Origin of the sequence: Paraburkholderia sp. RL17-373-BIF-A (assembly GCF_046030175.1) — a bacterium.
Taxonomy (GTDB): Bacteria; Pseudomonadota; Gammaproteobacteria; order Burkholderiales; family Burkholderiaceae; genus Paraburkholderia.
Genome location: NZ_JARESO010000010.1, coordinates 50,657 through 74,036 on the forward strand (window position 1 = coordinate 50,657; position 23,380 = coordinate 74,036).

Sequence of the window (23,380 nt, forward strand, 5' to 3'; positions counted from 1 at the left end):
CGGCGTTTTATTCGGAAACTTTAGCAATATATTTAACGCGTTGAATGCGCTCTAAAAGTCTGCGGTCATCGCTTAGTAACATGCGTGCGCAATACTCCGCAGCGCTGCAAGTCAGACCAAATTTCGCATAAAACGCGCTGCTCCCAACGAGGGCTGACGCGAAGGCCAGACCCCGGGGGGTTCACATGACTATTCGTCATCGCATCACGCTATTGGTTGTTTTGATGTTCGTCGCCTTATCGGCGATCGGCGGCTACGCCGTCTACCAGACGCGCGGCAGCGCCGCCGAGGTGCGCAAGGTCACGGAAGGCGTCGTGCCCAGCGCGCTCGCTTCCGCCGACCTCGTGTCGCAAGTCAAGGATGTGCAGCTCGCCACCATGACGCTGGTCTACGCGCCCGACGCCAACATGGTTGCCCAGGCGCAGGACGACCTGACGAAGAAGCGGGCCTCGCTGCAACAGGCGCTCGCCTTGCAAGCGAAAGATGCCGCGAGCCACGCCCAGAAGGGTCTCGTCTCGCAGGCCAACGACAGCCTCGAAAACTATTTCTCCGCGATCGCCGAGACGGCCAAAATGAAGGCCGACGGTAAGAACGAACTCGCGCAGGCGTATCTGTTCGCTAATGTCGCGCAGTATCGCGACGAACTCGAAGGGATCGTCGAGACCTTGCGCGTCGAGAAGAATCGCGAGAAAGACGAGGCGATCAGCACGCTGAACACCACGCTCTCGACCACGACCACGGCAATCGCCGTTGTCACGGGCATCGCGATCATTCTGCTGACCTCCATCGGCTCGCTGCTCTACCGTCAGATCACGCGCCCGCTCAGCCGCATGCAAGCGATGATGAGCGAGATCGCCTCGAACCAGGACTTTACGCGGCGTGTGCCGGTGGGCCGCCTGGATGAGATCGGCCATTCGATCGTCGCCTTCAACGGCATGATCGAGAAAATTCAGGAAAGCTCGGCGCAACTCAAGCAGAAAACCGCCGACATTCAGGCGATGTTGCAGAACATGCAGCAAGGCATTCTGACCGTGATCGACGGCGCGGTGATTCACACGGAGTATTCGGCGTATCTGGAAGACATCTTCGAAACGAAGGATATCGCCGGGCGCGGTTTGATGGATCTGGTGTTCGCGGATACCGATCTCGGTTCGGACGCGCTCTCGCAAGTAGATGCAGCCGCGCATGCGTGTCTTGGCGAAGACTGCATCAACTTCGTGTTCAATCAGCATCTGCTGGTCGGCGAGATTTCCAAACGCATGCCTGACGGCCGCGTGAAGATTCTCGACTTGAGCTGGTCGGCGATTACCGATGAAAACGACGTGATTGTGCGCCTGATGCTCTGCGTGCGTGACGTGACCGAATTGCGCAAGCTCGCGGCGGAAGCCAGCGAACAACGCCGCCGCCTCGACATGATCGGTGAAATTCTCGCGGTCAGCGAGGAGAAGTTCCACCACTTCATCGAAAGCTCGGCGGGCTTCATCAGCGAGAACGAGCGGATCATCCGCAAGCATTCGGAGGCGGATCACGCGGCGATTGCCGAACTGTTCCGCAACATGCACACCATCAAGGGCAATGCGCGGACCTACAACCTGCAGCATCTGACCAACGTCGTGCACGAAACCGAGCAGAGCTATCACGAGCTGCGCCAACCGGACGCGGATCGTTCGTGGGATCAGGAGCATTTGATGCGCGAACTGACGCGCGTGCGCGAAGCTATCGACAGCTACGCGAAGATCAACGAACAGAGCCTTGGCCGCAAGAACAAGAACCAGACGAATGACGCCGGCAACTCCGGCCACTACGTGATGGTTGCGAAGGAACATATCCAGCACACGCTGAGCATGCTGGACCAGACCAACGCCGGCGAACTGCATGAGCTTCAGTCGATGCGTGATGCGCTGCGCCGCACGCTGAGCGCGCTGGGCAGCGAAAGTGTGCGCGACGCGCTCTCCGGCGTGCTGGACTCGCTGCCGTCGCTCGCGAGCGAATTGGGCAAGCCCGCGCCGACCGTGCGTATCGACGACAACGGCTACCGTCTGCGTGGTCAGGTCGGCGGCACGCTGAACAACGTATTCATGCATCTGTTGCGCAATTCGATGGACCACGGCATTGAAACCGCCGAGGCGCGCAGCGCCCACGGCAAAGCGCCAGCCGGCACGATCGCTGTCGAAGTCGGCGTGGACAATGGCGCGCTGCAGATCACGCTCAGCGACGACGGCCGCGGCCTCGCGCTCGAACGCATTCGCGGCATCGCGATGGAGCGCGGCTGGATCGGCCGCGACGACACGCTGAGCGACGAAGCCATCGCCGATTTCATTTTCCGGCCAGGCTTCTCGACCGCGGAAACGGTCACGGAGTTGTCGGGCCGCGGTGTCGGTATGGACGCCGTGCGCGACTTCCTCAAGCGCGCGAACGGCAGCATCGAACTGCGCTTCACCGACGATCACAAGGGCGCGGCGTTCCGTCAGTTCCAGACGATCGTCTGTCTACCGGACAGCCTCGCCGTCGATACGCTCGGCTTGGAAGCGCGTGGCGAAGCCGGCGCACTGCAACTCGACGCGATGGCGGATTGAGCGCCGCATCGGCGTACGTCGCGACGGAATTCGAAGGGAACGGTTGTGATTCAACAGTATGTATTGGCGATGGCTGCAGGCAGCGCGGTGACCGCGCTGCTGGCATTTGCCGCGCACAAGCTGCACAGCGCGAAGCTGACGGCACGGCTTCGCGCTGAAGCGCAAGCCAGCATCTCCAGGCTCGAGGCTGAGCGGGCCGATCATGGCGCAGCCATTCGCGCGCGAGAGCAGGCCGAGCAGGAACTCCTCGCTTTGACCACGCAGTTGCGCGAGGACTTGATGCAGCAATCGGCAAGCGCCGACGAACTGCGCGCCTCATTGAAAGCGGCCGCCGAGGACAAAGATCAACTGGCGCATCAGGCACGGCAGATTGCCGGCGAAGCCGAGCGTCTGAAGAGTCTCGGTGCGACGTTCGAGCGCTGGCACGAACAGATGATTTCGCTGATGACGCAAAACCACGACATGCACGCGAAGAATCAGGAGCTGTCGTCGATTGTGCGGCACGTGGTGATCGTGTCGCTGAACGCGTCGATCGAAGCTGCACGCGCGGGGCCTGCCGGACGCGGCTTCGCGGTGGTGGCGAGCGAAGTGCGCGCGCTCGCCGCGCGTTCCGAGGAATTGTCGAAGAGCTATCGCGACAGTTTGCACCGCAACGACCTGACCACGACGTCCACGTTTCAGGACATTCAGGCGGGCGGCAAGATGATCGCGGCATCGCTCGCGAGCGTCGAGTCGCTGGCCCATCAGTTTCATTCGAAGCTGCACGAGGTGGCGGTGTGATCTCGGCCCACGCCAAGGACAGCTTCGACCGCATTTTCCGCAAGGCCGCGCAGGCGCGTTTGCCGCTGGATTCAGGCGAGCTGTGCGAGATCGCGCCGATAGCGGACGCCAGCGTCGGCGTATCCAAAGATACACAAGTGGTCGTGCTGACCATTTCGTCGATCGTATTCAGACTGCTGCTAATTCTTCATTTCGACGAAGACGACACCACACGCGGCTACTACCTGAAAGACACGGCGGACGAGCGGCCCTTCCAGGAAGTCTTTCTGGAAATCTGCAACCTGTGTTGCGGGGCGATGAATCAGGAATTGCTGCGCTACTTCCCCGACCTCGGCATGTCGACGCCTTATGTGCTGAACGCGCGTTGCCTGCCGCATCTGCATGAATTGAAGCCGGCTCTGTTGTCGTCGTATGCGATCACGCTCGACGGCAGCGTGCGGCTTGCCGCGACGGTGTGCGTGTGCGCGCATGCGCCGCTCGACTTCGTCGCCGATACGAGCGTTGTCGAAGAAACCAGCGGCGAGCTGGAGTTGTTCTGACCGTGAAATGGATAGCCGCTGTGAGCAGGAACGCGACATGAACATGAACAAGCCGGTCAGCAAAGTGCTGGTGCTGGACGACTGCCCGGCGCACAAAGAGGCGCTGAAGCGCTTTTGCGACGAGAACAATCTGGTCGGCGTGAAAGTCGGCAAGAACCGCTTGCAGTCGGTGCTGCGCTCGAATATCGATCTGGGCGCGGTGCTGTTCGCCGAGAGTTACGGCGGCTCGCCGGAAGCGAGCGCCGAGATCGCGATCAGGATCAACGCGGTGCACCCCGAGTTGCCGATCATCATGCGCCGGGATAACGACCCAGGCATGGACGGCTTGCCGGAGAGCCTGCGGCGCGTGGTCTGCGCCGCGTACGTCGCGCACGATATGGCGCCGCTGCGCCAGGTGATCGACGACTACATCTTCAGCCTGGATTATCCGAACGCACTAGTGCGCGGCATCGCCGACATGACGCAGGCCATTCTCGGCGACGTGTTCAAGGACCTGACCATCACGTGCGACACGCCGTATATCGTGCGCGACCGCATCATCTTCGGCGAGGTGTTCAGCCTGATTCCGCTGGAAAGCGCCTGGTGCCGCGGCTACATGATGATGCAGGCCGAAGAGACGCCGATCCTCGAACTGCTCGATCGTTATCAGATGATCGACAACGCGCGGCATGGCGAAGCGGATTTCCGCGACCTGAACAGCGTGCTCGGCGAAGTGACGAATCTGATCTGGGGTTCCTTCAAAAACCGCTATGTCGGCGATGCGGACGCGTGGGCGCGCAGCCAGGTGCAGGTGCCGCTGCTGGTGAATCACAAGCACAAGTACATCTCGTTCGGCAGCGGCAATCCGCAACTGTGCTTCACGTACTGGCTGAAGGATCCGCAGTCGAGCCGTGCGGTCAAGTTGCATCAACGTTTTGTGTTCAGCCTGAGCTGGTCGCCGGAAGACTTCAAGGAAGTCACGGACGACGTCGGCGCAATGGTCGAGGCAGGCGAACTGGATCTGTTCTGAGTGTTGTCATAGGAAAAAACATGTCGAAAATTCTGGTGGTGGATGACTCGAGCACGGTGCGCGACGAAGTGGCCGGCTTTCTGAAGAAGAACGGTCTGGACGTCGACACAGCTGTGGACGGCAAGGACGGCCTCGCCAAGCTGAAGGCCAGTCCTGGTATCAAGCTGGTGATCAGCGACGTCAACATGCCGAATATGGACGGTCTGACGATGGTCGAGAAGATTCGCGGCGAGCTCGCCAACAAGACCGTCAACGTCATCATGCTCACAACCGAGAGCAGCCCGGCAATGAAGGAGCGCGGCAAGGCGGCCGGCGTGAAAGGCTGGATCGTCAAGCCGTTCAAGGGCGACGCGGTGCTGGAAACGTTCCGCAAACTGGCGAGCTAAGCGCTTGTTCGCTGCAAGCGAGCGCAAAGGTGAGGTTTTTCGGGAGCTTCGCGCAGGCCGGTGTTTGAGTCTGTTTCGCAGTCGCGGCGACTGTCGAAATACGGGAAAAACGCTAGTAAACCGGCTGGCGCAGTGATCGAGGCGATGCTTCCGGATGCCTCCGCTTGATCAAAGGTGAGACTATTCGGGACCATCCGGGTATTCGCACAAGACTCGCCACAAAGCCTGGTTTATTGCGGCATGCGCTGACCATGCCGCTTTTTCTGCTCATAAAGCCTCATTGAGCCTCGGATCGAAAACGGTGAGCGGCAAATTCTATCGGCACTCACCACGGTGCTTCGTTTCAGCACGATGGTGTCGCTGGCCAGCATACTTCGATCACAACACCCATCCCCGCGCGAATCGCGCATCTCCATTACGTGCAAAGCCCTGCACGTACACGGCTGCTTACCTGGGTATGCAAATTACTCCATCGGCTTTAAAGGTGAGAGTTTGCGGGAGTGGCCTGTTCTGGAGCAGTCGAACCACGCCCAGCATGCCTTTGCGGCCTGCCCCCAAGCTCGAAAGGTGAGGGTTTTCGGGAGCAATTCGACGCCTGCCTCGTCTCGAACCCCAAGCGCTCCGTGTCAAAGGTGAGGTTTTTCGGGAGCTGGCCCGCGAATGGTACGGTGCGCCACACGCGCGGACTCATATCACGTTTCGCGTTGAAAGAGTTGGGAAGAAATTGGCAACCTAGGGGGCTGTTCCGCGTTTTGAGAACAGCCGCATGCGGGGAAGATGGCGACGCGGACGACAGGGTGCGCGGATCGGCTATATCCGCATGCCAGATGCCTGTCTCTGAAAAACGATCGTCTCCTGGAATCAGTTGGATGAGTCAGCATATTCTTTTCGTGGGTGCCGACGCCGGCTTGACTGCCGTGGTGGGCGAATCATTGCGCGGTCAGGGCTGCGGCGTGTCAGCACGTCCGCCTGCTGCCGGGCTCAAGCATGTGGTCGAGATGGAGCGGCCTTCGTTGCTGGTGCTCGACATCTCGGCGCCGCACGGCGACGGCCTCGCCGTGTTGCGTGACTTGCGCATGAGCGGCAACGACGTGCCCGTGATTCTGCTATCGGCAAGCAGCAAAGCGATTGATCGCGTGATCGGTCTCGAACTCGGCGCCGACGACTTCATGAGCAAGCCCGCCGACCCGGCCGAACTGCTTGCGCGCATTCGCGTGTTGCTGCGACGGCGCGGCTCGCTCGCGCCCGGCGCGCCGGAGACCCGGCCGCCGTATCGCTTCGGCCGCTGCGAGCTGAACTTCTCCGCGCGCGAATTGCGCCGCGACAACGAGCACTTCGCGTTGCGCAGTTCGGAGTTCGCGTTGCTCAAGATCTTCGTCAATCACGCGATGACCGTGCTCACGCGCGTGCAACTCAACGAGAAACTGCGCGGCAATAGCGTGTTGCATCAAGGGCGCAGCCTGGACGTGTCGATCTGGCGGCTGCGTCGGCTGATCGAAATCGATCCCTCGGAGCCGCGCTATGTGCAAACGGTGTGGGGACGCGGCTATGTGTTCGTGCCGCACGGCGAACTCGGTGCGGCCGAGCGCGATGTGATGGTCGCGCCCGGCGTGTAAATCGGCGGGGAGTCAGGCGAAAGGTGAGGGTTTTCGGGAGCGCTCGATGCGCCCCGTTATCAACGCATTAAGCCGGCTTCGCGATCTCGCGAATGTCCGCGAGCGGCGTTTGGCCGAATGCATCGCTCAATGCGTAATCGAGCAACTGGGTGGCGCATTGTTCGGGCGTCGACAGTTGGCCGTTGCGCTTGAGGTCTTCGAATCTTTCGCGCATGGGGAACTGTTCGACGCCGCTGCCGCGAATCTCCGCCTGCATATTCGTATCGATCACACCGGGCGCCAGACTGCAGATACGCAACGCACGGTTGGCGTCGAGTGTAACGGCGCGCGCGTGATGATCGAGCGCGGCCTTCGTCGCGCAGTAGATGCTCCAGCCGGGATACGCATTGCGCGCCGCGCCGCTGGAAATGTGCACGATGCGCCGGTCGGTTGCGTCGACGGCGGCCGCGGCGAGCGCGCTGGCCAGCATCAACGGCGTGGCGACGTTGAGGCTCACGGCGGTCGCGATGGATGTCGCGTCTTGTCCTTCAATCGGGCCGATGGGCTGCACCATCCCCGCGTTGTTGATCAACAGAACCGTTTGCGCGCCGCTGACGAAGCCACGCAGCGCATCGCTCGCGATCCATTGCGCGACGCGTGCGGTGTCGGCCAGTTCCAGTTCGATTTCTTCGAGCAGCGTCGGGAAGCGCGCTTTGAGCGCGGCATGACGCGAGCGGGACAAGCCCAGCACCGCGATCCCACGAGCCAGAAGTTGTTCGGCGAGCGCCTCGCCCAGACCGCGCGTGTGGCCGGTGACGATCGCACGGATCGGGGAAGAAGTGGTCATGTCGGTCCTTGAGATCGTTGGCTTGGAAAGGCCGCTATTTTCTCACGCGACATTTTTCCGCGTGCGGCGGCCCTCACTGCGAGCGCGTGCGCTTCACTTCAAGCCGAGCGAAAGCGCTCGCGATACTGCATCGGCGTCGCGCCGATTCGCTTGGCGAAGACAATGCGCATGCGGTCCGCCGTGCCGAAGCCGCAGTCGTACGCAATCGCCTTGAGCGCCGCGCCGCTGCTTTCGAGCAGCTTGCGCGCCGCATCCACGCGGGCGCGCTCGACGAATTCATGCGGCGTCACGCCGGTCTCCTGCACGAACACGCGCGCGAAGTTGCGTGCGCTCATGCCCGCGACGTCCGCCAGTTGCTTCACCGTGAAGCTCTCGCGAATCCGTTCCATGACGTGCGCCTGGACTTTGGCGACTGGCGAGGTGTCGTCGGCGGGCGCGGTCAGGTAGGGGCTGAATTGCGACTGGCCGCCTTGCCGCTGCGCGAACACCACCAGACGTTTGGCGACGGCAAGCGCCGTGTGCGGACCGTGATCCTCGGCGACTAAAGCGAGCGAAAGATCGATGCCTGCAGTCACGCCGGCCGATGTGACGAGTTGCCCATCGCGCAGATAGATGCGGTCGAAGTCGACGCGCGCCTTTGGAAATTGTGCCGCCAGTTGCGCTGCGTGCTGCCAATGCGTCGTGACGTTGCGGTCGTCGAGCAGGCCCGCGTGACCGAGCGCGAACGCGCCGGTGCAGATCGAACCGTAGCGGCCGCACTGGGGAGCGACGTTCGCCAGCCAGTCCAGCAGGGGCGCATCAGGCGTGGTGTCCGGCAGCTCGGGGCCGCCCGCGACCAACGCAAGATCGAACGGACCGCGTGCCTTGTCGAAGGTAGCGTCGGCGACCAGCATCATGCCGTTGGATGCTCGCAGCGGTGCGGCTTGGGCGCTGAGCAACCTCACCTCGTAGGCATCCGCGGGCGCGATGAAGCGGTTGGCTTCGGAAAACACGTCGACGGGACCGGCGACGTCGAGCGCCTGCACGCCGGGAAAGATCGCGATCGCGACGGTGGGCATCGGAAGACTTCCTTTGACGAGGGACGGGATCCGCGAGGCACGGCACCTATTTTCTGCATCTGGCGTCAGAATAGGCGGATCGCACAACAACGCGGCGTCTCGCCATGGTAATCAAAAACCTTCTCCGAAGGCTCGACCTCACCACGCTGCAACTCTTCCTCGCGGTTTACGAAGAAGGCACCCTCACGCGTGCCGCCGAGCGCGAGGCGATCGCCGTCTCCGCCGCGAGCAAGCGTCTGCTCGAACTCGAACAGGCGGTCGGCGCCACGCTGTTCCAGCGCAACGCGCGCGGCATGACGCTCACGCCGGCAGGCGAAACGCTGCTGCATCACGCGCGCCGCGTGATGCGCGACATCGAGAATATCGGCATCGAACTGGCCGGTCATGCGAGCGGCGTGCGCGGCTATGTGCGCATGATGGCGAACCTGTCGGCGATCGTCGAATTCCTGCCGGAAGATTTGCGCGCGTTCCAGTTGCAGCATGAGCGCGTCAAGCTCGATCTGGAAGAGCGGCCGAGCGGCGGCGTGGTCGAAGCCGTCGACGACAGCCTCGTCGACGTCGGCATCTGTTCCGGCGACGCCGACACGCGCGACCTGCACGTCGAACACTACCGGCGCGATTCACTGGTCCTCGTGATGCGCGACGATCATCCGTTGGCGGCGCGCGAAAGCGTCGCCTTCGTCGAAACGCTGGACGGCGATCACGTTGGCCTGCACGCCGCGAGTTCCATCAATGCCCGCACGCATCTCGCCGCGCGTCAGGCGGGCAAGCCGCTGCGGCTGCGCATCCACGTGCCCGGCTTCGACGCGGTCTGCCGGATGGTGCAGGCCGGCATGGGCGTCGGCGTGTTGCCGCTGAAGGTGTATCAACTCATGGGCCGTCCGCTGGGTCTCGTCGGCGCACCGCTCGAAGACGACTGGTCGGAACGCAGCCTCGTGCTGGTGGTGCGCGACGTCGACGCATTGTCGCCGGTGAGCCGCCTGCTGTTCGACCATCTACGCTCGATCGAAGCCTCGGAAGCCCCGCCCACCACTGCTTGACGAAGAGCGTTCGCCGTTCGCGAACGGTCGTTGGCGAATTGCGGTTGGACGCCGCAGCCGCGCCGCTCATAAGCTGTCTCTCAACACGAAACCAGCTTCGGAGACAGCATTATGGGTGGACCCCTTCAGGGTATCCGCGTCATCGAGATCGGAACCCTCATCGCCGCGCCGTTTGCCGCGCGCCTCATGGCCGAGTTCGGCGCCGACGTCATCAAGATCGAAGCGCCCGAGACCGGCGATCCCCTTCGCAAATGGCGCAAGCTGCATGAGGGCACCTCGCTCTGGTGGTATCTGCAGTCGCGCAACAAGAAGTCCATCTGCGTGAATCTGAAGTCGGCGGACGGTGTCGAGATCGTCAAACGGCTCGCGGCCGACGCCGATGTCGTGATCGAAAACCTTCGCCCCGGCGCGCTGGAAAAGCTCGGCCTCGGCTGGGACGTGCTGCACGCAATCAATCCGAAACTGACGATGGTCCGCATCTCTGGCTACGGCCAGAGCGGCCCATACCGCGATCGGCCGGGCTTCGGCGCGATCGGCGAAGCGATGGGCGGCATCCGTTACACGACCGGTGATGTGGACGGCGCGCCGGCGCGCGTCGGCGTGAGTCTCGGCGATTCGCTCGCGTCGCTGCATGGCGTGATCGGCGCGTTGATGTCGCTGCTGCGCGTGAAGACGGGGCAGGGCGAAGGCCAGGTGGTCGATGTCTCGCTGGTCGAGAGCGTGTTCAACCTGATGGAAAGCCTCGTGCCCGAATACGATCTGCTCGGCCACGTGCGTGAGCGCAGCGGCGGCGCGCTGCCGGGCATCGCGCCGTCGAACACGTATCGCACCGAAGACGAAGGCTTCGTCGTGATCGCCGGCAACAGCGATCCGATTTTCAAACGCCTGATGCAGGTGATCGGCCGTCCCGATCTCGCCGACGATCCCGCCTTGGCGCGTAACGACGGCCGCGTTCAACACTGCGCAATGCTCGATCAGGCGATCACCGAATGGACCTCGCACCACTCCACCGACGACGTGCTGGCGGCGCTCGAACGCGCTGAAGTGCCGTCTGGGCGCATCTATTCGGTGGCCGACATCGTCGCCGATCCGCACTACCAGGCGCGCGACATGTTATTGCAGGCGCAACTGCCGGGCGGCGCGTCGGTGAAGATGCCGGGCATCGTGCCGAAGCTCTCGGACACGCCTGGCGAAGTGCGCTGGCAAGGGCCGACGCTCGGCGAGCATACCGGCAGCGTGCTCAGCGAACTCGGATTCGCCAACGAAGATATCGAGCGGCTCCGCCGCGAAGGAGCCGTGCAATGAATCGCGTTTTGAACACCCCGCACTACGACAAACTGATCGTGCAGGAAGTGGCGCCGCGCGACGGCTTGCAGATCGAACCCACCTGGGTCGACACGCCGGACAAGATCGCGCTGATCAACGCGCTATCCACTGCGGGCTTCACGCGCATCGAGGCCGGCTCGTTCGTTTCACCGAAAGCGATTCCCGCGCTGCGTGACGGCGAGGCCGTGTTCCAGCAGATCGAGCGGCAACCGGGCGTGATTTACGTCGCGCTGATTCCGAATCTGAAGGGCGCCGAACGCGCGCTGGCTTCGCGAGCGGATGAACTGAACCTGGTGATGTCCGCGAGTCAGACGCACAACCGCGCCAACATGCGGATGAGCTGCGAGTCGTCGCTGGTGGCGTTCGGCGATATCGTGCAGCACGTGAAGGGCTCGGGCGTGCCGTTGAACGCGTCGGTGGCGACCACGTTCGGCTGTCCGTTCGAAGGCAAGATCGACGAAGACCGCGTGATCAGCATTGTCGATACGTATCGCGAGATGGGGATCGAGGGCATCACGCTCGCCGACACGACCGGCATGGCGAACCCGCGGCAGGTGACGCGACTGGTCACGCGCGTGCTCGAACGACTGCCGGCCGCCGCACTCACGCTGCACTTTCACAACACGCGCGGGCTGGGTCTTGCGAATGTGCTGGCGGCATACGAAGCCGGCGCGCGCCGCTTCGACGCCGCGTTGGGCGGCCTCGGCGGCTGCCCGTTCGCACCGGGCGCGTCCGGCAACATCTGCACAGAAGACCTCGTGAACATGTGCGACGAAATGGGCATTCCCACCGGGATCGATCTGGAAAAGCTGATCGCGCTGTCGCGCAGCTTGCCCGCGTTGCTCGGCCACGACGTGCCGGGGCAACTGGCAAAGGCGGGTCGTAACTGCGACCTGCACCCCGTACCCGAATACGTTCTACAAATCTAACCCTCCCCTAATCGATTAAACGACCGGACGGCTTCGCCGAATCCGGCATTGGAGACGAACATGAGTGACCTGGGCGCAGTCGCAACCGGCAACCGCGAGCACAGCGCGAACGATGCTTCGGCCATCATCCGCAAAGTGGCGTGGCGGTTGATGCCGCTGATCATGATCTGCTATCTGTTTGCATTTTTTGACCGCATCAACATCAGCTTCGCGAAGTTCCAGTTGCAGAGCGACCTCGGCTTGTCCGATACCGCATACGGTCTCGGTGCGAGCCTGTTCGTGATCGGTTACGTGCTGTTCGAAGTCCCGAGCAATCTGTTTCTGTACAAGGTCGGCGCGCGGCGCTGGATCGCGCGGATCATGATCTCGTGGGGACTGGCGACGGCCGCAATGGTGTTCGTCAACAACGAGTGGCAGTTCTACGGGTTGCGTTTCGTGATCGGCGCAATGGAAGCGGGCTTCGCGCCGGGCGTGCTGTACTACCTGACGCTGTGGTTTCCGCCGAGCTATCGCGGGCGTATCACGTCGATGCTGTTTCTCGCGTCCGCGTTTTCCGGCCTGGTCGGCGCGCCGCTCGCGGGGCTCGTGATCGGACACATGAACGGCGTGCTGGGCATGCCTGGCTGGCACTGGCTGTTTCTGCTCGGCGGGTTGCCGTGCATCGTGCTCGGCTATCTGGTGCTGAAGCTGCTGAAGGATCGTATCGAAGACGCGGGTTGGCTGTCGCCGGCAGAAAAGTCCTTTCTGTCCGGGCAGATTGCGCAGCAGAGCCGTCATCCGGACACCGGGCATTCGTTGATGGGTGCCATCAGAACGCCGGGCTTTCTCACGCTTGGGCTGGTGTATTTCCTGATTCAGGTGGCGTCGTACGGCTTGAATTTCTGGGCGCCGCATCTGATCCACGTGGCGGGCACGAACAACCCGACGGTGATCGGTTTGTTGACGGCGGTGCCTTATATTGCCGGCGCAATCTGCATGGTAGTGGTCGGGCGCTTGTCCGATGCGAGCGGCGAACGGCGCAAGTTCGTGTTCGGCTTGCTGGTGATGTCGGCGATCGGCTTCTTTGCAGCGGGGTTCTTCGACAAGCAGACGGCGTTGCTGGTCGTCGCGCTGGCTGTGATGGGCGCGGGCGTGGTCGCTTCGATTCCGGCGTTCTGGGCGTTGCCGCCGAAGCTCGTCACGGGCGCCGGCGCCGCCGGTGGGATCGCCTTGATCAATACGCTCGGGCAGCTCGGCGGCATTGTGAGCCCGATCATGGTGGGGCGCGTGCGAGACCTGACCGGTAGTACGACGCCGGCCTTGTACGTGATCGGCGCGATGAGCCTGGTGTGCGCGCTGATCGTGTTGTACGGATTGCCTGACTCATTGCGACGCAAGGAAGCCGCGCGGTAAAGGCTGACCTGACGCGATCGGTCAGCCCCTGCCATGCAACGCGGCGATTTCCTGCAGGTCCAGATCGTGTTCGAGAACGGTCAGCAGTTCATCGTGAAGCAAGCCCGTTCGATGCAGCTGCAATAGCTCGACGCGTGCCGCCGAAACGGCGGCCAGCACCACGTCGTAGTGCGCGGCGCGTTCTTTCGCAGGAAAGGTGGCTTCGTCCTGATGGGCCTCGGTAATGCGCGCACGATAGCTGTACTGTTCCAGCAAGCGTGGATGAATCACGCTGCCATCCGCCCCATGCACGAGCGGCTGAATGGCGGCGAGCTGCGCGGCTTCGAGCCGTGCCCACGCCTGCGGCTCGGTCAGATGCTGTTCGTTTCGTTCTGCTGCGTGGTCCGGATTAATCCAGCGAATCAGCGCTCCGATCGTCGTGCCTTGACCGAGCACCGTCACCAGAATCACGGCAAATGAGGCGACCAGGATCAGATCGCGGCCGGGCATCTCCTCAGGCAAGGAGAGCGCGATAGCCAGCGTGACCACGCCTCGCATGCCGGCCCAGCTCGTGACGGTGGCCGAGCGCCAGTCGGGTGTGCCGCCCGTGCGGCGCGCCAATTTGCACACCAGCGCCTTCAACCATTCCACCGCGAAGACCCACACGAATCGCGACAGCACGACCACCGCGAGCACCGCGCCGACGGCGGGGGCGAACGCGGCCAACACGTCGCCGACGCCGCCTAGCCGCACGATCACGCCGCGCAGCGACAGTCCGATCAGAATGAACACCAGCGCTTCCATCAGGAAGATCACGACCTGCCAGAAGGCCGTGCCGCGCATGCGTACCGCCGCCGAAAAGACTTCGTGCTGATGCCAGCCGAGCACCATCCCGCAACTCACGGTCGCGATCACGCCCGACACATCCAGCGTGTCGCCGACGATATAGCTGGCCCACGCGGACAGGGTCGACGCGGTGATGATGAGGTATGCGTCGTCGAGATAACGCAGAAGCTTGACGAGCACGAAACCGATCGCCACGCCCACCGCTATGCCGCCCAGTGCGAGCACGGCGAAGCGTCCGATCGCATGCTGCGCGCTGAAGGTGCCGGTTAGCGCGGCTGCGACGGCGAAGCGGAACAGCACGAGGCCGGCGGCGTCGTTGAGGAGGCTCTCGCCTTCGAGCAGCACCATCAGGCGGCGCGGCAGCGCGACGCGTTCGAGCACCGCCTTCGCGGCGACGGCGTCGGGCGGCGAGACGATCGCACCCAGGGCGAAGCACGCGCCCCACGGCAGAGCGGGCACGACCCAATGCACGACCAGACCGACCGTGAGCGTGGTGAACGCGACGGCGCCGATCGCGAGCAGCAGGATGCCGCCAAGATTGCCCTTGAACTCGTCCCACACGGAGAAGTACGCGCCGTCCATGAGGAGCGGCGGCAGGAACACGATCAGGACCAGTTCGGGATCGAGATTGAAGCGTGGCAGTCCGGGCACGAAGGCCATTGCGGCGCCGCCGACCAGCAGCGCGGCGGCTGGCGGCAGACGCAGCCGCTTGGCAAGTAGTTCGAGACCGATGATCGCGACGAGCGACAGCAGGACGACTTTGAAGCCCATGACGGACGACATGTTCGGCCTCGGCAAATGGCTGGGGAACTACTTTTTATCACACCGCGGATGGGGTGCCTTTGGAGACTTTCATGAACGTGCAGAAACTGATGGCGATGGGAATCGCCCTGGGGCGACAGGACGCCCGCTACCGAAAGCGATGACGAAACGCCTGTCCCCCCAGCAGCTCAGACAGCTCGTGAACCTGATCGTGCTGCTGCGCCAGCAGCGCCAGTTCAACCGGTCAGGTCAGGTGCCCGTGACGCCGGAGCTGCAGCAGCAGGCGAAAACGCTGGCCGCGTTCGGTGGAGCTGCCCGCAGCCACGCAGCTTACTCGGTAGCCGCTAGTTTCGGCGGCCTAAGCCTGTATCGAACACCCTTTCCGCTGTGCGAATGATAAAGGACGATGTAGAGATAACCGTCGGTCATCATTTTCACTGAATCTTCGTCCTGGTCGCACATGCCAATCCATTGCGCACCGGGCTCGAAGGGTAGGATCAGGAGGCAATCATGAACCAGTGGACTTCGGGGTGCGGTCGTATCGTGCTGTCCATGTCGCTGGAGCAGGCTTGCGGTGCGTACCATCCTGGGCGCTGCGATGACGAAGTGCGCGCACTGTCAGAAGTTGACGAGGTCAGTCGCCAGCTCACGGCGCTCGACCCGGCGCTTGTACGTGAGGAACTGAAGCAGTACGGCGCCTGGGACGAGGCCGAACTTGCCGACCATGAGCAGAATCTCCAGCGCCTGCTATGGCTGGCAGCGGGCAGCGTGACCGAGGGAGATCCTGATGCATAACTGTCATCCATTCCGTCGCGCCGTGCGCAGGCACGGTCGCCGCAAGGACGACACCGACCGGTGTCTGAAGGAGAGAGCCATGTACACGATGACGCTACGCGAGCAGGCGGACGTGCTCGCACGTATTTCGGCTACCGCGCCGCATGACACGGCGCGCAGTGCTGCCATCACGGCCGTGCGCGAGGACCGTGCAACCGCATTGCAGGTGCTGGAAATTCACCATTGCCTGCAACGCTGGGCCGAACTCGGCAAGGGCATTGCCCGCGACGAGGCACGGCGTGCGCTCGCCCAGGTGGAGGGCGACACGCCGGGAGTGCGGTGGTACGAGACGGGAGGTGGAAGCAGGGGATAGCACAACAAGTGACTTGCAGACGCGAAGTGCATGAGTTTATCGGGACAACACATCGCACTACTATTCGAATGCGGCACTTCCCCAGTGTCGTAACTCTCGACACAGGGGCGTCCTTAGTTGCGCTTCGTTTGGGGTGGCCACCACGGCACCCCGTTTTTTTGGGAGGTCCTGTCGCTTGATCTCCGCAAGCGATCTCCCTTGGTCCACCTGTTTCCTTTTCTCATTCATGTTCCGATGGATCCTGACAGGGGCACGTGTAGTTTCCCAAGCATTTCGTCAGCGCCGATAAAGCGATGTTTGTGCCGGCACAAAAAGGCCGCAATTTTAGGAGTTGTCGGATATGTGCACGCTCCGATCTCATGAAGAGTTGTGACGCTCTTGGCCAAACGAAAAAAACGAAGGAGAAAAATGAAACCATGGAAATTCACTAGTAGCGTGTCGGGCGGGATCGTTCGCCTGATTGTTGCAACCGGGCTGCTGATGTCTGTTGCTCACGCTAACGCGGCGACAGAGGACGAATGCTTTAGTCTGTACAGAAAGTCATTGGGGGTCCCGGGTACGCCGATGTGCACGCTGCAGGTGCCGGGCACTATGCCGGCGACGAACGGACCGGAGGATCCCCACAACGCAATGTATTACTACAATTGCGGGACTGCTTCCTATGTATCGGACTACTGCGGAGGCGCTGGTGGCGGTACGCCTGACGATAGCTGCCCGGTGGCGGACCCGGTGTTTCCGGCAAATGGGATTGTCACGCTCTCTGAAACTGACTTTGCAAGCGGCGACACCTTGCCATTTGTGTTTAGCCGTAGCTATGTTTCGAAGCCGTTCGACAAAGCGCAGACAGCGATGGGTGGGTTCTGGATCAGTAACTGGCAGCGAAGGCTTGACCTGAGCGCAGTCAATGCGAGCACGCCGAAAATCACAGCGTTTCGAGGTAACGGACAGCCCCTGATATTCAGATCGATTGGCGGAGCGTGGGCCGTACCTGGAACTTCAGGCCTTTCCCTGTCAAAAGCTGGCGACGGATACTTCTACCTGAAAGACGAACGGCTTGGTACGACGGAAACATACGCCGACAGCACGGGCCTGTTTCACTCGGAGACAAACCGCACGGGTATGTACCGTGAGGTTGGGTACGTTGGGCAACGGCTTGATTCAATTGCGCAGTGGCCCGTCGATCGGATTGGGCAGCCGGCATCGCGGCTGACACTTAGCCTGACATACGACAGTAATGGTCGCATCCTGAGCGTGGTGCCCCCTTCGGGCAATGCCACGCACTATGCGTACGACGCGAACGGTAATCTAGCTTCGGCAACCGCTCCAATTGGAAACGTTCGTCAGTATCTATATGAGGATGCTCGCTTCCCCAATGCGTTGACAGGGATAAAGGACGAATCCGGTTCACGGATTGCAACATGGGCCTACGATTCCAGCGGACGTGCGATCTCCGTCACCCATCCCGACACGACACATAATGTGTCGCTAAGTTACGGCTCCGGCACGACTACCCTCAGCGACATGTCCGGCAGCAGCACGTACTCCTTTAATACTGGAGACACTTCGCGCCCTGGCTCAATTGCCACGCCTGGCGGCACGGTATCACGCACGTGGGATACGTCAGGAAACTTGAAGCAAAGAGTCACCCCAGATGGGAATACGCAGTACACGTGGGACGGCGCCAACCGGCCGACGAAAGCAATTGCGACAGTCGCGGGCAACAAGACAGTATCGACGATTGAGTACAGTGACAGCAATTCATTGCGCCCATACCTGGTCTCTACACCGGGCAAAATCCGGGCGTTTGTATACGACACAGTCGGCAACGTTACGGGCTACGCAGAGAGGGAAACGACCGATCTTACCGGCGAACAGGGGATGCAGGCGATTGGGACGGGCAACCAGATGACAGTCGGTGCGCGCTACGACCAGGCTGCCCGTCTTCTGTCCGCCACCGTTGTCAAGAATGGCACGAAGACTGAAGATTGGACCTACACGTATGACGCGCGTGGCAATATCGCGACGACGCAGGATGCCGTATCGGGTTGGACAATGCGAACCCTCGGTCGTGATGCCGAGAACCGCGCGACACAGATTGCGGGTAACAGTGGCCAGGCAGGCATCGCTTACGACGAGCGTGGTCGCGTAAAGTCTTTTCAGTATAACGAACCGGCAAGTTCGGTAAATGGCGGACTCGCCCGTGTACTGGCAGTCGATTACCAGTACGCTGCGAATGGCACGGTTTCGTCACATTCAGCGAAGGTCTCAACTAACGGCGCGTGGTGGCAGCCAATCAGCGACGCTGAGCTAGGAGTGTGGCTAACCAACTGGGAAGTGGGGAATGATCCGGTTGCACCGTCCGCAAGCCTCACGGGACTGCAGTCAGATACTCAGGCATTCGTACCAGACATCTGCGTCGAGTGCTACATGCGTTGGAAAGCTACGCTGACGGGGAAACTTTTCGGAAGGGAATTGAGCGCTGCACTTCCAACATGGGGTGAGACAACGGAACTGATGCTGAGCGATCAGGCGCAGGTCCCTTATCCCGTGCTCGTGCCGGATTTGACCAGTTCGGCGAAGCGGTCGACGCTTTATAGCGCGCTTTTCGGAAGCGGGGGTGGGGGCGGTGGGATGGTGAAGTGTGGCGGCCGTGAGGATCACGAGTCACAATGTCATGACAAGTACGAGGCGGACCTGGATTTTTGTATTCTGGTGGCCAAACCTAGGGGCATCCGAGCATATGCGCTGTGTAAACAGAATTCCTTTGACAGGTATCAACAATGCAGGGGGTATTAATGGTTAGTCATCCGCCGTATACCGTGGTTCTAACGTACACCGATGAACCGAGACAATTGATAATGCAAGCCGTGGATTCGGCCCTGATGGCTCCGCTCGTTGCGGGAAAGATGGCCGTGCCGTTTTTTCTTGACGAAGAGGAATTCGGGTTTGACGACGAATTGGCACGACAGCTTGGAGTTGCAATGCTTAATCTGATTGCAGCAGGCCGACCAGACGTCAAAAAGCATCTGAATCTGACGCAACATCCAATCGATGAGCCGCCAGAAGACTGATTGGTCATAGGTCCCGTGACTTGACCGAACGACGTTCAGTCATCGCAACGGTATGTTCTGGCGGTTGCGGTGATGACAACAACTGCGTGTGAAGTTTGTTGCAGCGGGAGGGGCCGCCTTGGCGTCGCCCGCTGGCTCGCGATTTAAACTCTTGTCGATCCTTGAAGGGAGCAGGCCAGCGTGCTGGGGCGCGCACGTACGGATAGCGAAGTACGGTGGTGTGCGCTTATTTGTAAAGTGTTAATTTACAGTTTATAGTGTTGTTCAGATCGGGGTTGTAACTGTCGCGACGGGTTGGCGTGGCGTTGAAGCTATGACAAATGATCAAATCTTTCAAGCACAAGGGTGTGGAGCGCTTTTTCTCGACCGGTACCAAAGCGGGTATCCAGGCGTGGCACGCATCGAAGCTGGGTCGTTTACTGACTGCACTGAACAGGGCGAAATCGCCGGACGATATGAACCAACCCGGCTGGGGGTTGCACGAACTAGAGGGAAAACGAAAAGCGTGCTGGTCTGCTCAGGTCAATGGTAACTGGAGACTGACATTCGAGTTTGACGGCGAGGACGCAATCCTTGTCGATTACGAAGATTACCATTAGCAATTTCCATACTCCGGCGCTGAAGCATGGCGTCGATCGGGTTCGCATAGTGAAGAAAGCTATGACTGGTATGTTTAATCCGCCGCATCCTGCGGCAATTCTGCGCGAGGACGTTCTGCCCGCGCTGAATCTGAGTGTCACTGAGGCGGCGAGCCAGCTTGGTGTGTCGCGGGTTATGCTTTCGCGGCTTCTGAATGAGCATGCAGCGATCACCCCTGAAATGGCGCTGCGCATTGAGCAATGGCTTGGTGTGGAGCGTGGAGGGCGAGCTGATCTGTGGCTGGGGATGCAGCTTGACTACGATCTGTGGCAGGCGCGCAAGCACGCGCCCAAGGCGGTCAGGCGCGCACCGGCAGAAGCGACGGCCTGAGCCCGCGGAAATCATGGGGTGTGATTCATGACCTTGAGTTTCCGGCCAGGCATGAGCGCCTGTGCCTTCATCGTGGACGGCTTTACCACTATCTGAAAGAGCATGAAGGGGAGGAACCTGCGGAGCTGGTTCTTCACCCTGAACATAAGCGCGCGTTGAGCGACGAGCTGGGGTATGGCGTGCTGGCGTCACGTACGGCACGTGCAGCTTCAATAACATACCTGTGCTAGGGGTAGATACCTGCTGCCGCGTACTCTGGCTGGTCACAACCGACAGCCAGCGCTGGGACCTGTAGCCCCTATCACCATTCACCGCGGGGAACGCGCGTATCGTTACCCACACCGCGTGCACCGCAGCATCGGCAGTTCCACCTGTTCGAACTTTAAACAAGGCAAGCGCCTTGTAAGTCCCCGCGAGGGACCGCTGTTAGCTTGAATCTCAAACGAGACACATGTCTAATATGTAGGGCAGTCCCCCGGTGGGGGGCGAAGGTTTCCCCGCACCGCAGCGTATGGGGAAACGTGGGGGAATGGATGTTTGAGGGTGCGCGGGGGACGGAATTTTCCCCGTGCCCCGCCCGCAAAGCCTTATGCGGCGGGCTGTTTATCACATGGTGTGATTTGTCCACAGCTTTGCGAACATTTGTGGGGATAACTGGCAGTTCGCGTCGAACCGCATGTCGACGGAACGCGTTTCCAGCGGATCCGCCCGCAAAGTGCCGACCGGTGCTCACGCATGAACCGCAGGTCGATACCTCCATCGCATCAACCACTTGGCTGGGATGTAAGAAGGTTGTGCACAGGCTTGCCAACATTTTAGGTGGACAAGTTTTGCCTTCGGCGCGGACATGCAGACCACGCCGACGCCGAAAGCAAATGTCACTTAGATCCCTTAACTCAACTCAAGTCTTCAACGGCGACGCAGCCACCGCTTCCCGCGACTGCACCTGCAAAACCGCATCGCGCTTATCAAGCAGATGCTGCCGAAGAATCGCACTCAGCTTCTTACCATCCCGCGCTTCAAGTGCCTTCAGCATCTCGTCGTGATCATGAATCGCGCTATCCCACTTCGGAATCTGGAAATTCGACCGAAACCTGAGCGCCTGCAAGCGCCGATTCACCGCGACATAAGTCTGCCGCAGAGCCGAGTTCCTGGCCGCCTCATTGATCTTGTCGTGAATCGCCTGATTGCGGCTGTAGTACCCGGCCAGATCGTTCTGCGTACGGCACGCGAGCATCGCGTAATGCAGCGCCTTGATCTCGGCGAGTTCAGCAGCCGTCATCCGCTCGGCCGCCAGTTCGCCGGAAAAAGCTTCGAGACCACTCATCAATTCGAAGGTCTCGCGCAATTCGGCCTCCGACATCTTCGACACCGACGCGCCACGATTCGGCGAAATCTCGATCAACCCTTCCGCGGCCAACACCTTCAGCGCCTCGCGCAGCGGCGTGCGTGAAATACCGAGCGTTTCGCACAACTCGCGCTCGTTCAATTTCTTGCCCGGCTCGAGCACGCCTTCGACGATGAAGCGCCGAATGTGCTCCACCACCGTGTCGTGCAAGCGCTGCCGCTCGACCTTCGGCATCAGCGGGGAAGTGGCGACGCCGGCCTCGAAACCCGAATTTTGCATACAAAAGCCCTCAACATCTCATTAGCTCGGATTTTATAGGAAGCTGAAAGATTAGTTAATAGCGCGGGTAAACACCGGTGCCAGTGGGCAATTTTCGCCTTGGGATCGTCAGGGTTCGTCTGATATAGTTTTTTGAATGCAAAATTCAATCGGAGGAGCCCAATGCTCAAGCTAGACTTTCACCCCGCTGGCCGTCACTTTTTGCAGATTCCGGGTCCGAGCCCGGTGCCCGACCGTATCCTCCGGGCAATGAGCTACCCGACCATCGACCACCGCGGTCCGGAGTTCGGCGAACTCGGTCTGAAGGTGCTCGACGGCATCAAGAAAATCTTCAAGACGCAGCAACCCGTGGTGATTTACCCGGCCTCGGGCACGGGCGCCTGGGAAGCGGCGCTCTCGAACACGTTGAGCCCCGGCGACCACGTGCTGATGTTCGAAACCGGCCACTTCGCCACGCTGTGGAAAAAGATGGCGGAAAGCCTCGGTCTCAAGCCGGAGTTTCTCGGCCTGCCGGGTATTGAAGGCTGGCGTCGCGGCGTGCAGCCGCAAATGATCGAGGAGCGTCTGCGCGCCGACACGCAGCACGCGATCAAGGCGGTGTGCGTGGTGCACAACGAAACGTCCACGGGCGTGACCTCCGATATCGCCGCCGTGCGTCGCGCAATCGACGCAGCGGGTCATCCGGCCTTGCTGCTGGTCGACACGATCTCAGGCCTCGCGTGCGCCGACTATCGTCACGACGAATGGGGCGTCGACGTCACCGTCTCGGGCTCGCAAAAAGGTTTGATGCTGCCGCCTGGCATCAGCTTCAACGCGATCTCGCCGAAAGCCGTGGCCGCCAGCAAGCAGGCAAAACTGCCGCGTAGCTTCTGGGACTGGACTGACATCGTCGAGATGAACAAGACCGGTTACTGGCCGTACACGCCGAACACGAACCTGCTTTACGGACTCAATGAAGCGCTCGAGATGATTCTCGGCGAAGGGCTCGACAACGTGTTCGCCCGTCACGAACGTCTCGCCGAAGCGACCCGTCGCGCGGTGCGTGCGTGGGGCCTGGAGATTCAGTGCGCCGATCCGTCGGTGTACAGCCCGGTGCTCACGGGCGTGATGATGCCCGACGGCATTGATGCCGATGCGGTGCGCAAGCTCATCTACGAACGCTTCGACATGTCGCTTGGCACGGGCCTCGGCAAGATGAAAGGCCGCATGTTCCGCATCGGCCATCTCGGCGACTGCAACGACCTGATGCTGCTGGCCACGCTGGCCGGCTGCGAAATGGGTCTGCGGCTCGCGGGCGTGCCGCTCAAGGAAAGCGGCATGCCTGCCGCTATGGAATGGTTGAGCCAGCCGACCCAAGCCTCGGGCCTGAAAGCCGCGGCCTGAGGACACGAGGCGCAACCAACGGCTCGCAAAAAAGGGACTTCCCTGACGAAGGAAGCCGCGCACAGAACGCGGCCCGAACTAATGCGATGGTCCCGCGGCGCAAGCCGCTGCCGGGCAAC

The 23,380-nt window shown here is 61.3% G+C and carries 22 protein-coding genes; 18 read left to right on the forward strand and 4 right to left on the reverse strand.

Annotated features, from left to right (window positions below; genetic code table 11):
- The first annotated feature begins 185 nt into the window (after positions 1 to 185).
- The 6 genes from P0D80_RS14665 to P0D80_RS14690 all read left to right on the forward strand — a co-directional run bounded on the left by P0D80_RS14665 (position 186) and on the right by P0D80_RS14690 (position 6,906).
- Positions 186 to 2,576, forward strand: a complete 2,391-nt coding sequence (locus P0D80_RS14665; protein ID WP_408284767.1) for a HAMP domain-containing protein — start codon at positions 186 to 188, stop codon at positions 2,574 to 2,576.
- Between the two features lie 45 nt (positions 2,577 to 2,621).
- Positions 2,622 to 3,356, forward strand: coding sequence for a methyl-accepting chemotaxis protein (locus P0D80_RS14670; RefSeq protein WP_408284770.1), 735 nt, complete (start codon positions 2,622 to 2,624; stop codon positions 3,354 to 3,356).
- Positions 3,353 to 3,895 (forward strand): hypothetical protein, encoded by a 543-nt coding sequence (locus tag P0D80_RS14675; RefSeq protein ID WP_408284773.1) that lies wholly within the window; start codon positions 3,353 to 3,355, stop codon positions 3,893 to 3,895. Before P0D80_RS14670 ends, P0D80_RS14675 begins: the two co-directional genes overlap by 4 nt.
- Positions 3,896 to 3,932: 37 nt before the next feature.
- On the forward strand, positions 3,933 to 4,904 hold the full coding sequence (locus P0D80_RS14680; protein ID WP_408284776.1) for a chemotaxis protein CheX: 972 nt from the start codon (positions 3,933 to 3,935) through the stop codon (positions 4,902 to 4,904).
- A gap of 20 nt (positions 4,905 to 4,924) precedes the next feature.
- Positions 4,925 to 5,290, forward strand: a complete 366-nt coding sequence (locus tag P0D80_RS14685; RefSeq protein ID WP_007178665.1) for a response regulator — start codon at positions 4,925 to 4,927, stop codon at positions 5,288 to 5,290.
- An 869-nt stretch (positions 5,291 to 6,159) separates the two neighbouring features.
- On the forward strand, positions 6,160 to 6,906 hold the full coding sequence (locus P0D80_RS14690) for a winged helix-turn-helix domain-containing protein (RefSeq protein ID WP_132383435.1): 747 nt from the start codon (positions 6,160 to 6,162) through the stop codon (positions 6,904 to 6,906).
- 67 nt (positions 6,907 to 6,973) lie between these two features.
- Here P0D80_RS14690 and P0D80_RS14695 read toward each other — a convergent pair whose 3' ends face one another.
- A complete protein-coding gene (locus P0D80_RS14695; RefSeq protein WP_408284780.1) occupies positions 6,974 to 7,732 on the reverse strand; it encodes an SDR family oxidoreductase in 759 nt (252 codons plus the stop codon).
- A gap of 98 nt (positions 7,733 to 7,830) precedes the next feature.
- Positions 7,831 to 8,790, reverse strand: coding sequence for a GlxA family transcriptional regulator (locus tag P0D80_RS14700; RefSeq protein ID WP_408284784.1), 960 nt, complete (start codon positions 8,788 to 8,790; stop codon positions 7,831 to 7,833).
- Positions 8,791 to 8,894: 104 nt separating this feature from the next.
- Between P0D80_RS14700 and P0D80_RS14705 the strand changes: the two genes are divergently transcribed.
- From P0D80_RS14705 to P0D80_RS14720, 4 genes are all read left to right on the forward strand, one after another.
- A complete protein-coding gene (locus P0D80_RS14705; RefSeq protein WP_132383440.1) occupies positions 8,895 to 9,830 on the forward strand; it encodes a LysR family transcriptional regulator in 936 nt (311 codons plus the stop codon).
- A gap of 111 nt (positions 9,831 to 9,941) precedes the next feature.
- A complete protein-coding gene (locus P0D80_RS14710) occupies positions 9,942 to 11,135 on the forward strand; it encodes a CaiB/BaiF CoA transferase family protein (protein WP_132383442.1) in 1,194 nt (397 codons plus the stop codon).
- Positions 11,132 to 12,085 (forward strand): hydroxymethylglutaryl-CoA lyase, encoded by a 954-nt coding sequence (locus tag P0D80_RS14715; protein WP_408177611.1) that lies wholly within the window; start codon positions 11,132 to 11,134, stop codon positions 12,083 to 12,085. Before P0D80_RS14710 ends, P0D80_RS14715 begins: the two co-directional genes overlap by 4 nt.
- A gap of 60 nt (positions 12,086 to 12,145) precedes the next feature.
- On the forward strand, positions 12,146 to 13,477 hold the full coding sequence (locus tag P0D80_RS14720) for an MFS transporter (protein ID WP_132383445.1): 1,332 nt from the start codon (positions 12,146 to 12,148) through the stop codon (positions 13,475 to 13,477).
- Between the two features lie 21 nt (positions 13,478 to 13,498).
- On the opposite strand, the gene P0D80_RS14725 is transcribed toward P0D80_RS14720, so the two are convergent.
- Entirely contained in the window at positions 13,499 to 15,085 is a 1,587-nt protein-coding gene (locus P0D80_RS14725) for a Na+/H+ antiporter (RefSeq protein ID WP_408284789.1), read from the reverse strand.
- Between P0D80_RS14725 and P0D80_RS14730 the strand changes: the two genes are divergently transcribed.
- The 7 genes from P0D80_RS14730 to P0D80_RS14760 all read left to right on the forward strand — a co-directional run bounded on the left by P0D80_RS14730 (position 15,072) and on the right by P0D80_RS14760 (position 20,251).
- Positions 15,072 to 15,461 (forward strand): hypothetical protein, encoded by a 390-nt coding sequence (locus P0D80_RS14730; RefSeq protein ID WP_408177613.1) that lies wholly within the window; start codon positions 15,072 to 15,074, stop codon positions 15,459 to 15,461. The two genes, P0D80_RS14725 and P0D80_RS14730, sit on opposite strands and share 14 nt — an antisense overlap.
- 113 nt (positions 15,462 to 15,574) lie before the next feature.
- On the forward strand, positions 15,575 to 15,859 hold the full coding sequence (locus P0D80_RS14735) for a hypothetical protein (protein WP_408177614.1): 285 nt from the start codon (positions 15,575 to 15,577) through the stop codon (positions 15,857 to 15,859).
- A gap of 79 nt (positions 15,860 to 15,938) precedes the next feature.
- The gene (locus P0D80_RS14740) at positions 15,939 to 16,211 is read left to right on the forward strand and encodes a hypothetical protein (protein ID WP_408177615.1); all 273 of its coding nucleotides are present in this window, start codon (positions 15,939 to 15,941) and stop codon (positions 16,209 to 16,211) included.
- 378 nt (positions 16,212 to 16,589) lie between these two features.
- Positions 16,590 to 19,007, forward strand: coding sequence for a DUF6531 domain-containing protein (locus P0D80_RS14745; protein ID WP_408177616.1), 2,418 nt, complete (start codon positions 16,590 to 16,592; stop codon positions 19,005 to 19,007).
- A gap of 62 nt (positions 19,008 to 19,069) precedes the next feature.
- Positions 19,070 to 19,282: a hypothetical protein gene (locus P0D80_RS14750; RefSeq protein ID WP_408177617.1), complete on the forward strand. Its 213-nt coding sequence runs from the start codon at positions 19,070 to 19,072 to the stop codon at positions 19,280 to 19,282.
- Positions 19,283 to 19,602: 320 nt separating this feature from the next.
- Positions 19,603 to 19,881 carry a type II toxin-antitoxin system RelE/ParE family toxin gene (locus P0D80_RS14755; RefSeq protein WP_408177618.1) on the forward strand — a complete coding sequence of 93 codons (279 nt, stop codon included), beginning with the start codon at positions 19,603 to 19,605 and terminating at the stop codon, positions 19,879 to 19,881.
- Positions 19,882 to 19,942: 61 nt separating this feature from the next.
- Positions 19,943 to 20,251, forward strand: a complete 309-nt coding sequence (locus tag P0D80_RS14760) for a HigA family addiction module antitoxin (RefSeq protein WP_408177690.1) — start codon at positions 19,943 to 19,945, stop codon at positions 20,249 to 20,251.
- 901 nt (positions 20,252 to 21,152) lie between these two features.
- Here the strand turns inward: P0D80_RS14760 and P0D80_RS14765 are convergent.
- Positions 21,153 to 21,878: a GntR family transcriptional regulator gene (locus P0D80_RS14765; protein ID WP_408284796.1), complete on the reverse strand. Its 726-nt coding sequence runs from the start codon at positions 21,876 to 21,878 to the stop codon at positions 21,153 to 21,155.
- Between the two features lie 162 nt (positions 21,879 to 22,040).
- Between P0D80_RS14765 and P0D80_RS14770 the strand changes: the two genes are divergently transcribed.
- Entirely contained in the window at positions 22,041 to 23,261 is a 1,221-nt protein-coding gene (locus P0D80_RS14770) for a pyridoxal-phosphate-dependent aminotransferase family protein (protein ID WP_132383450.1), read from the forward strand.
- Positions 23,262 to 23,380: the final 119 nt, after the last annotated feature.

Excerpts from the sequence above, each read along its gene's own strand:
- P0D80_RS14665 (WP_408284767.1), top strand. The coding sequence starts at position 186 with ATGACTATTCGTCATCGCATCACGCTATTGGTTGTTTTGATGTTCGTC.
- P0D80_RS14680 (WP_408284776.1), top strand. The coding sequence starts at position 3,933 with ATGAACATGAACAAGCCGGTCAGCAAAGTGCTGGTGCTGGACGACTGC.
- P0D80_RS14685 (WP_007178665.1), top strand. The coding sequence starts at position 4,925 with ATGTCGAAAATTCTGGTGGTGGATGACTCGAGCACGGTGCGCGACGAA.
- P0D80_RS14690 (WP_132383435.1), top strand. The coding sequence starts at position 6,160 with ATGAGTCAGCATATTCTTTTCGTGGGTGCCGACGCCGGCTTGACTGCC.
- P0D80_RS14695 (WP_408284780.1), bottom strand. The coding sequence starts at position 7,732 with ATGACCACTTCTTCCCCGATCCGTGCGATCGTCACCGGCCACACGCGC.
- P0D80_RS14700 (WP_408284784.1), bottom strand. The coding sequence starts at position 8,790 with ATGCCCACCGTCGCGATCGCGATCTTTCCCGGCGTGCAGGCGCTCGAC.
- P0D80_RS14705 (WP_132383440.1), top strand. The coding sequence starts at position 8,895 with ATGGTAATCAAAAACCTTCTCCGAAGGCTCGACCTCACCACGCTGCAA.
- P0D80_RS14710 (WP_132383442.1), top strand. The coding sequence starts at position 9,942 with ATGGGTGGACCCCTTCAGGGTATCCGCGTCATCGAGATCGGAACCCTC.
- P0D80_RS14715 (WP_408177611.1), top strand. The coding sequence starts at position 11,132 with ATGAATCGCGTTTTGAACACCCCGCACTACGACAAACTGATCGTGCAG.
- P0D80_RS14720 (WP_132383445.1), top strand. The coding sequence starts at position 12,146 with ATGAGTGACCTGGGCGCAGTCGCAACCGGCAACCGCGAGCACAGCGCG.
- P0D80_RS14730 (WP_408177613.1), top strand. The coding sequence starts at position 15,072 with ATGACGGACGACATGTTCGGCCTCGGCAAATGGCTGGGGAACTACTTT.
- P0D80_RS14725 (WP_408284789.1), bottom strand. The coding sequence starts at position 15,085 with ATGTCGTCCGTCATGGGCTTCAAAGTCGTCCTGCTGTCGCTCGTCGCG.
- P0D80_RS14735 (WP_408177614.1), top strand. The coding sequence starts at position 15,575 with ATGAACCAGTGGACTTCGGGGTGCGGTCGTATCGTGCTGTCCATGTCG.
- P0D80_RS14740 (WP_408177615.1), top strand. The coding sequence starts at position 15,939 with ATGTACACGATGACGCTACGCGAGCAGGCGGACGTGCTCGCACGTATT.
- P0D80_RS14750 (WP_408177617.1), top strand. The coding sequence starts at position 19,070 with ATGCAAGCCGTGGATTCGGCCCTGATGGCTCCGCTCGTTGCGGGAAAG.
- P0D80_RS14755 (WP_408177618.1), top strand. The coding sequence starts at position 19,603 with ATGATCAAATCTTTCAAGCACAAGGGTGTGGAGCGCTTTTTCTCGACC.
- P0D80_RS14760 (WP_408177690.1), top strand. The coding sequence starts at position 19,943 with ATGACTGGTATGTTTAATCCGCCGCATCCTGCGGCAATTCTGCGCGAG.
- P0D80_RS14765 (WP_408284796.1), bottom strand. The coding sequence starts at position 21,878 with ATGCAAAATTCGGGTTTCGAGGCCGGCGTCGCCACTTCCCCGCTGATG.
- P0D80_RS14770 (WP_132383450.1), top strand. The coding sequence starts at position 22,041 with ATGCTCAAGCTAGACTTTCACCCCGCTGGCCGTCACTTTTTGCAGATT.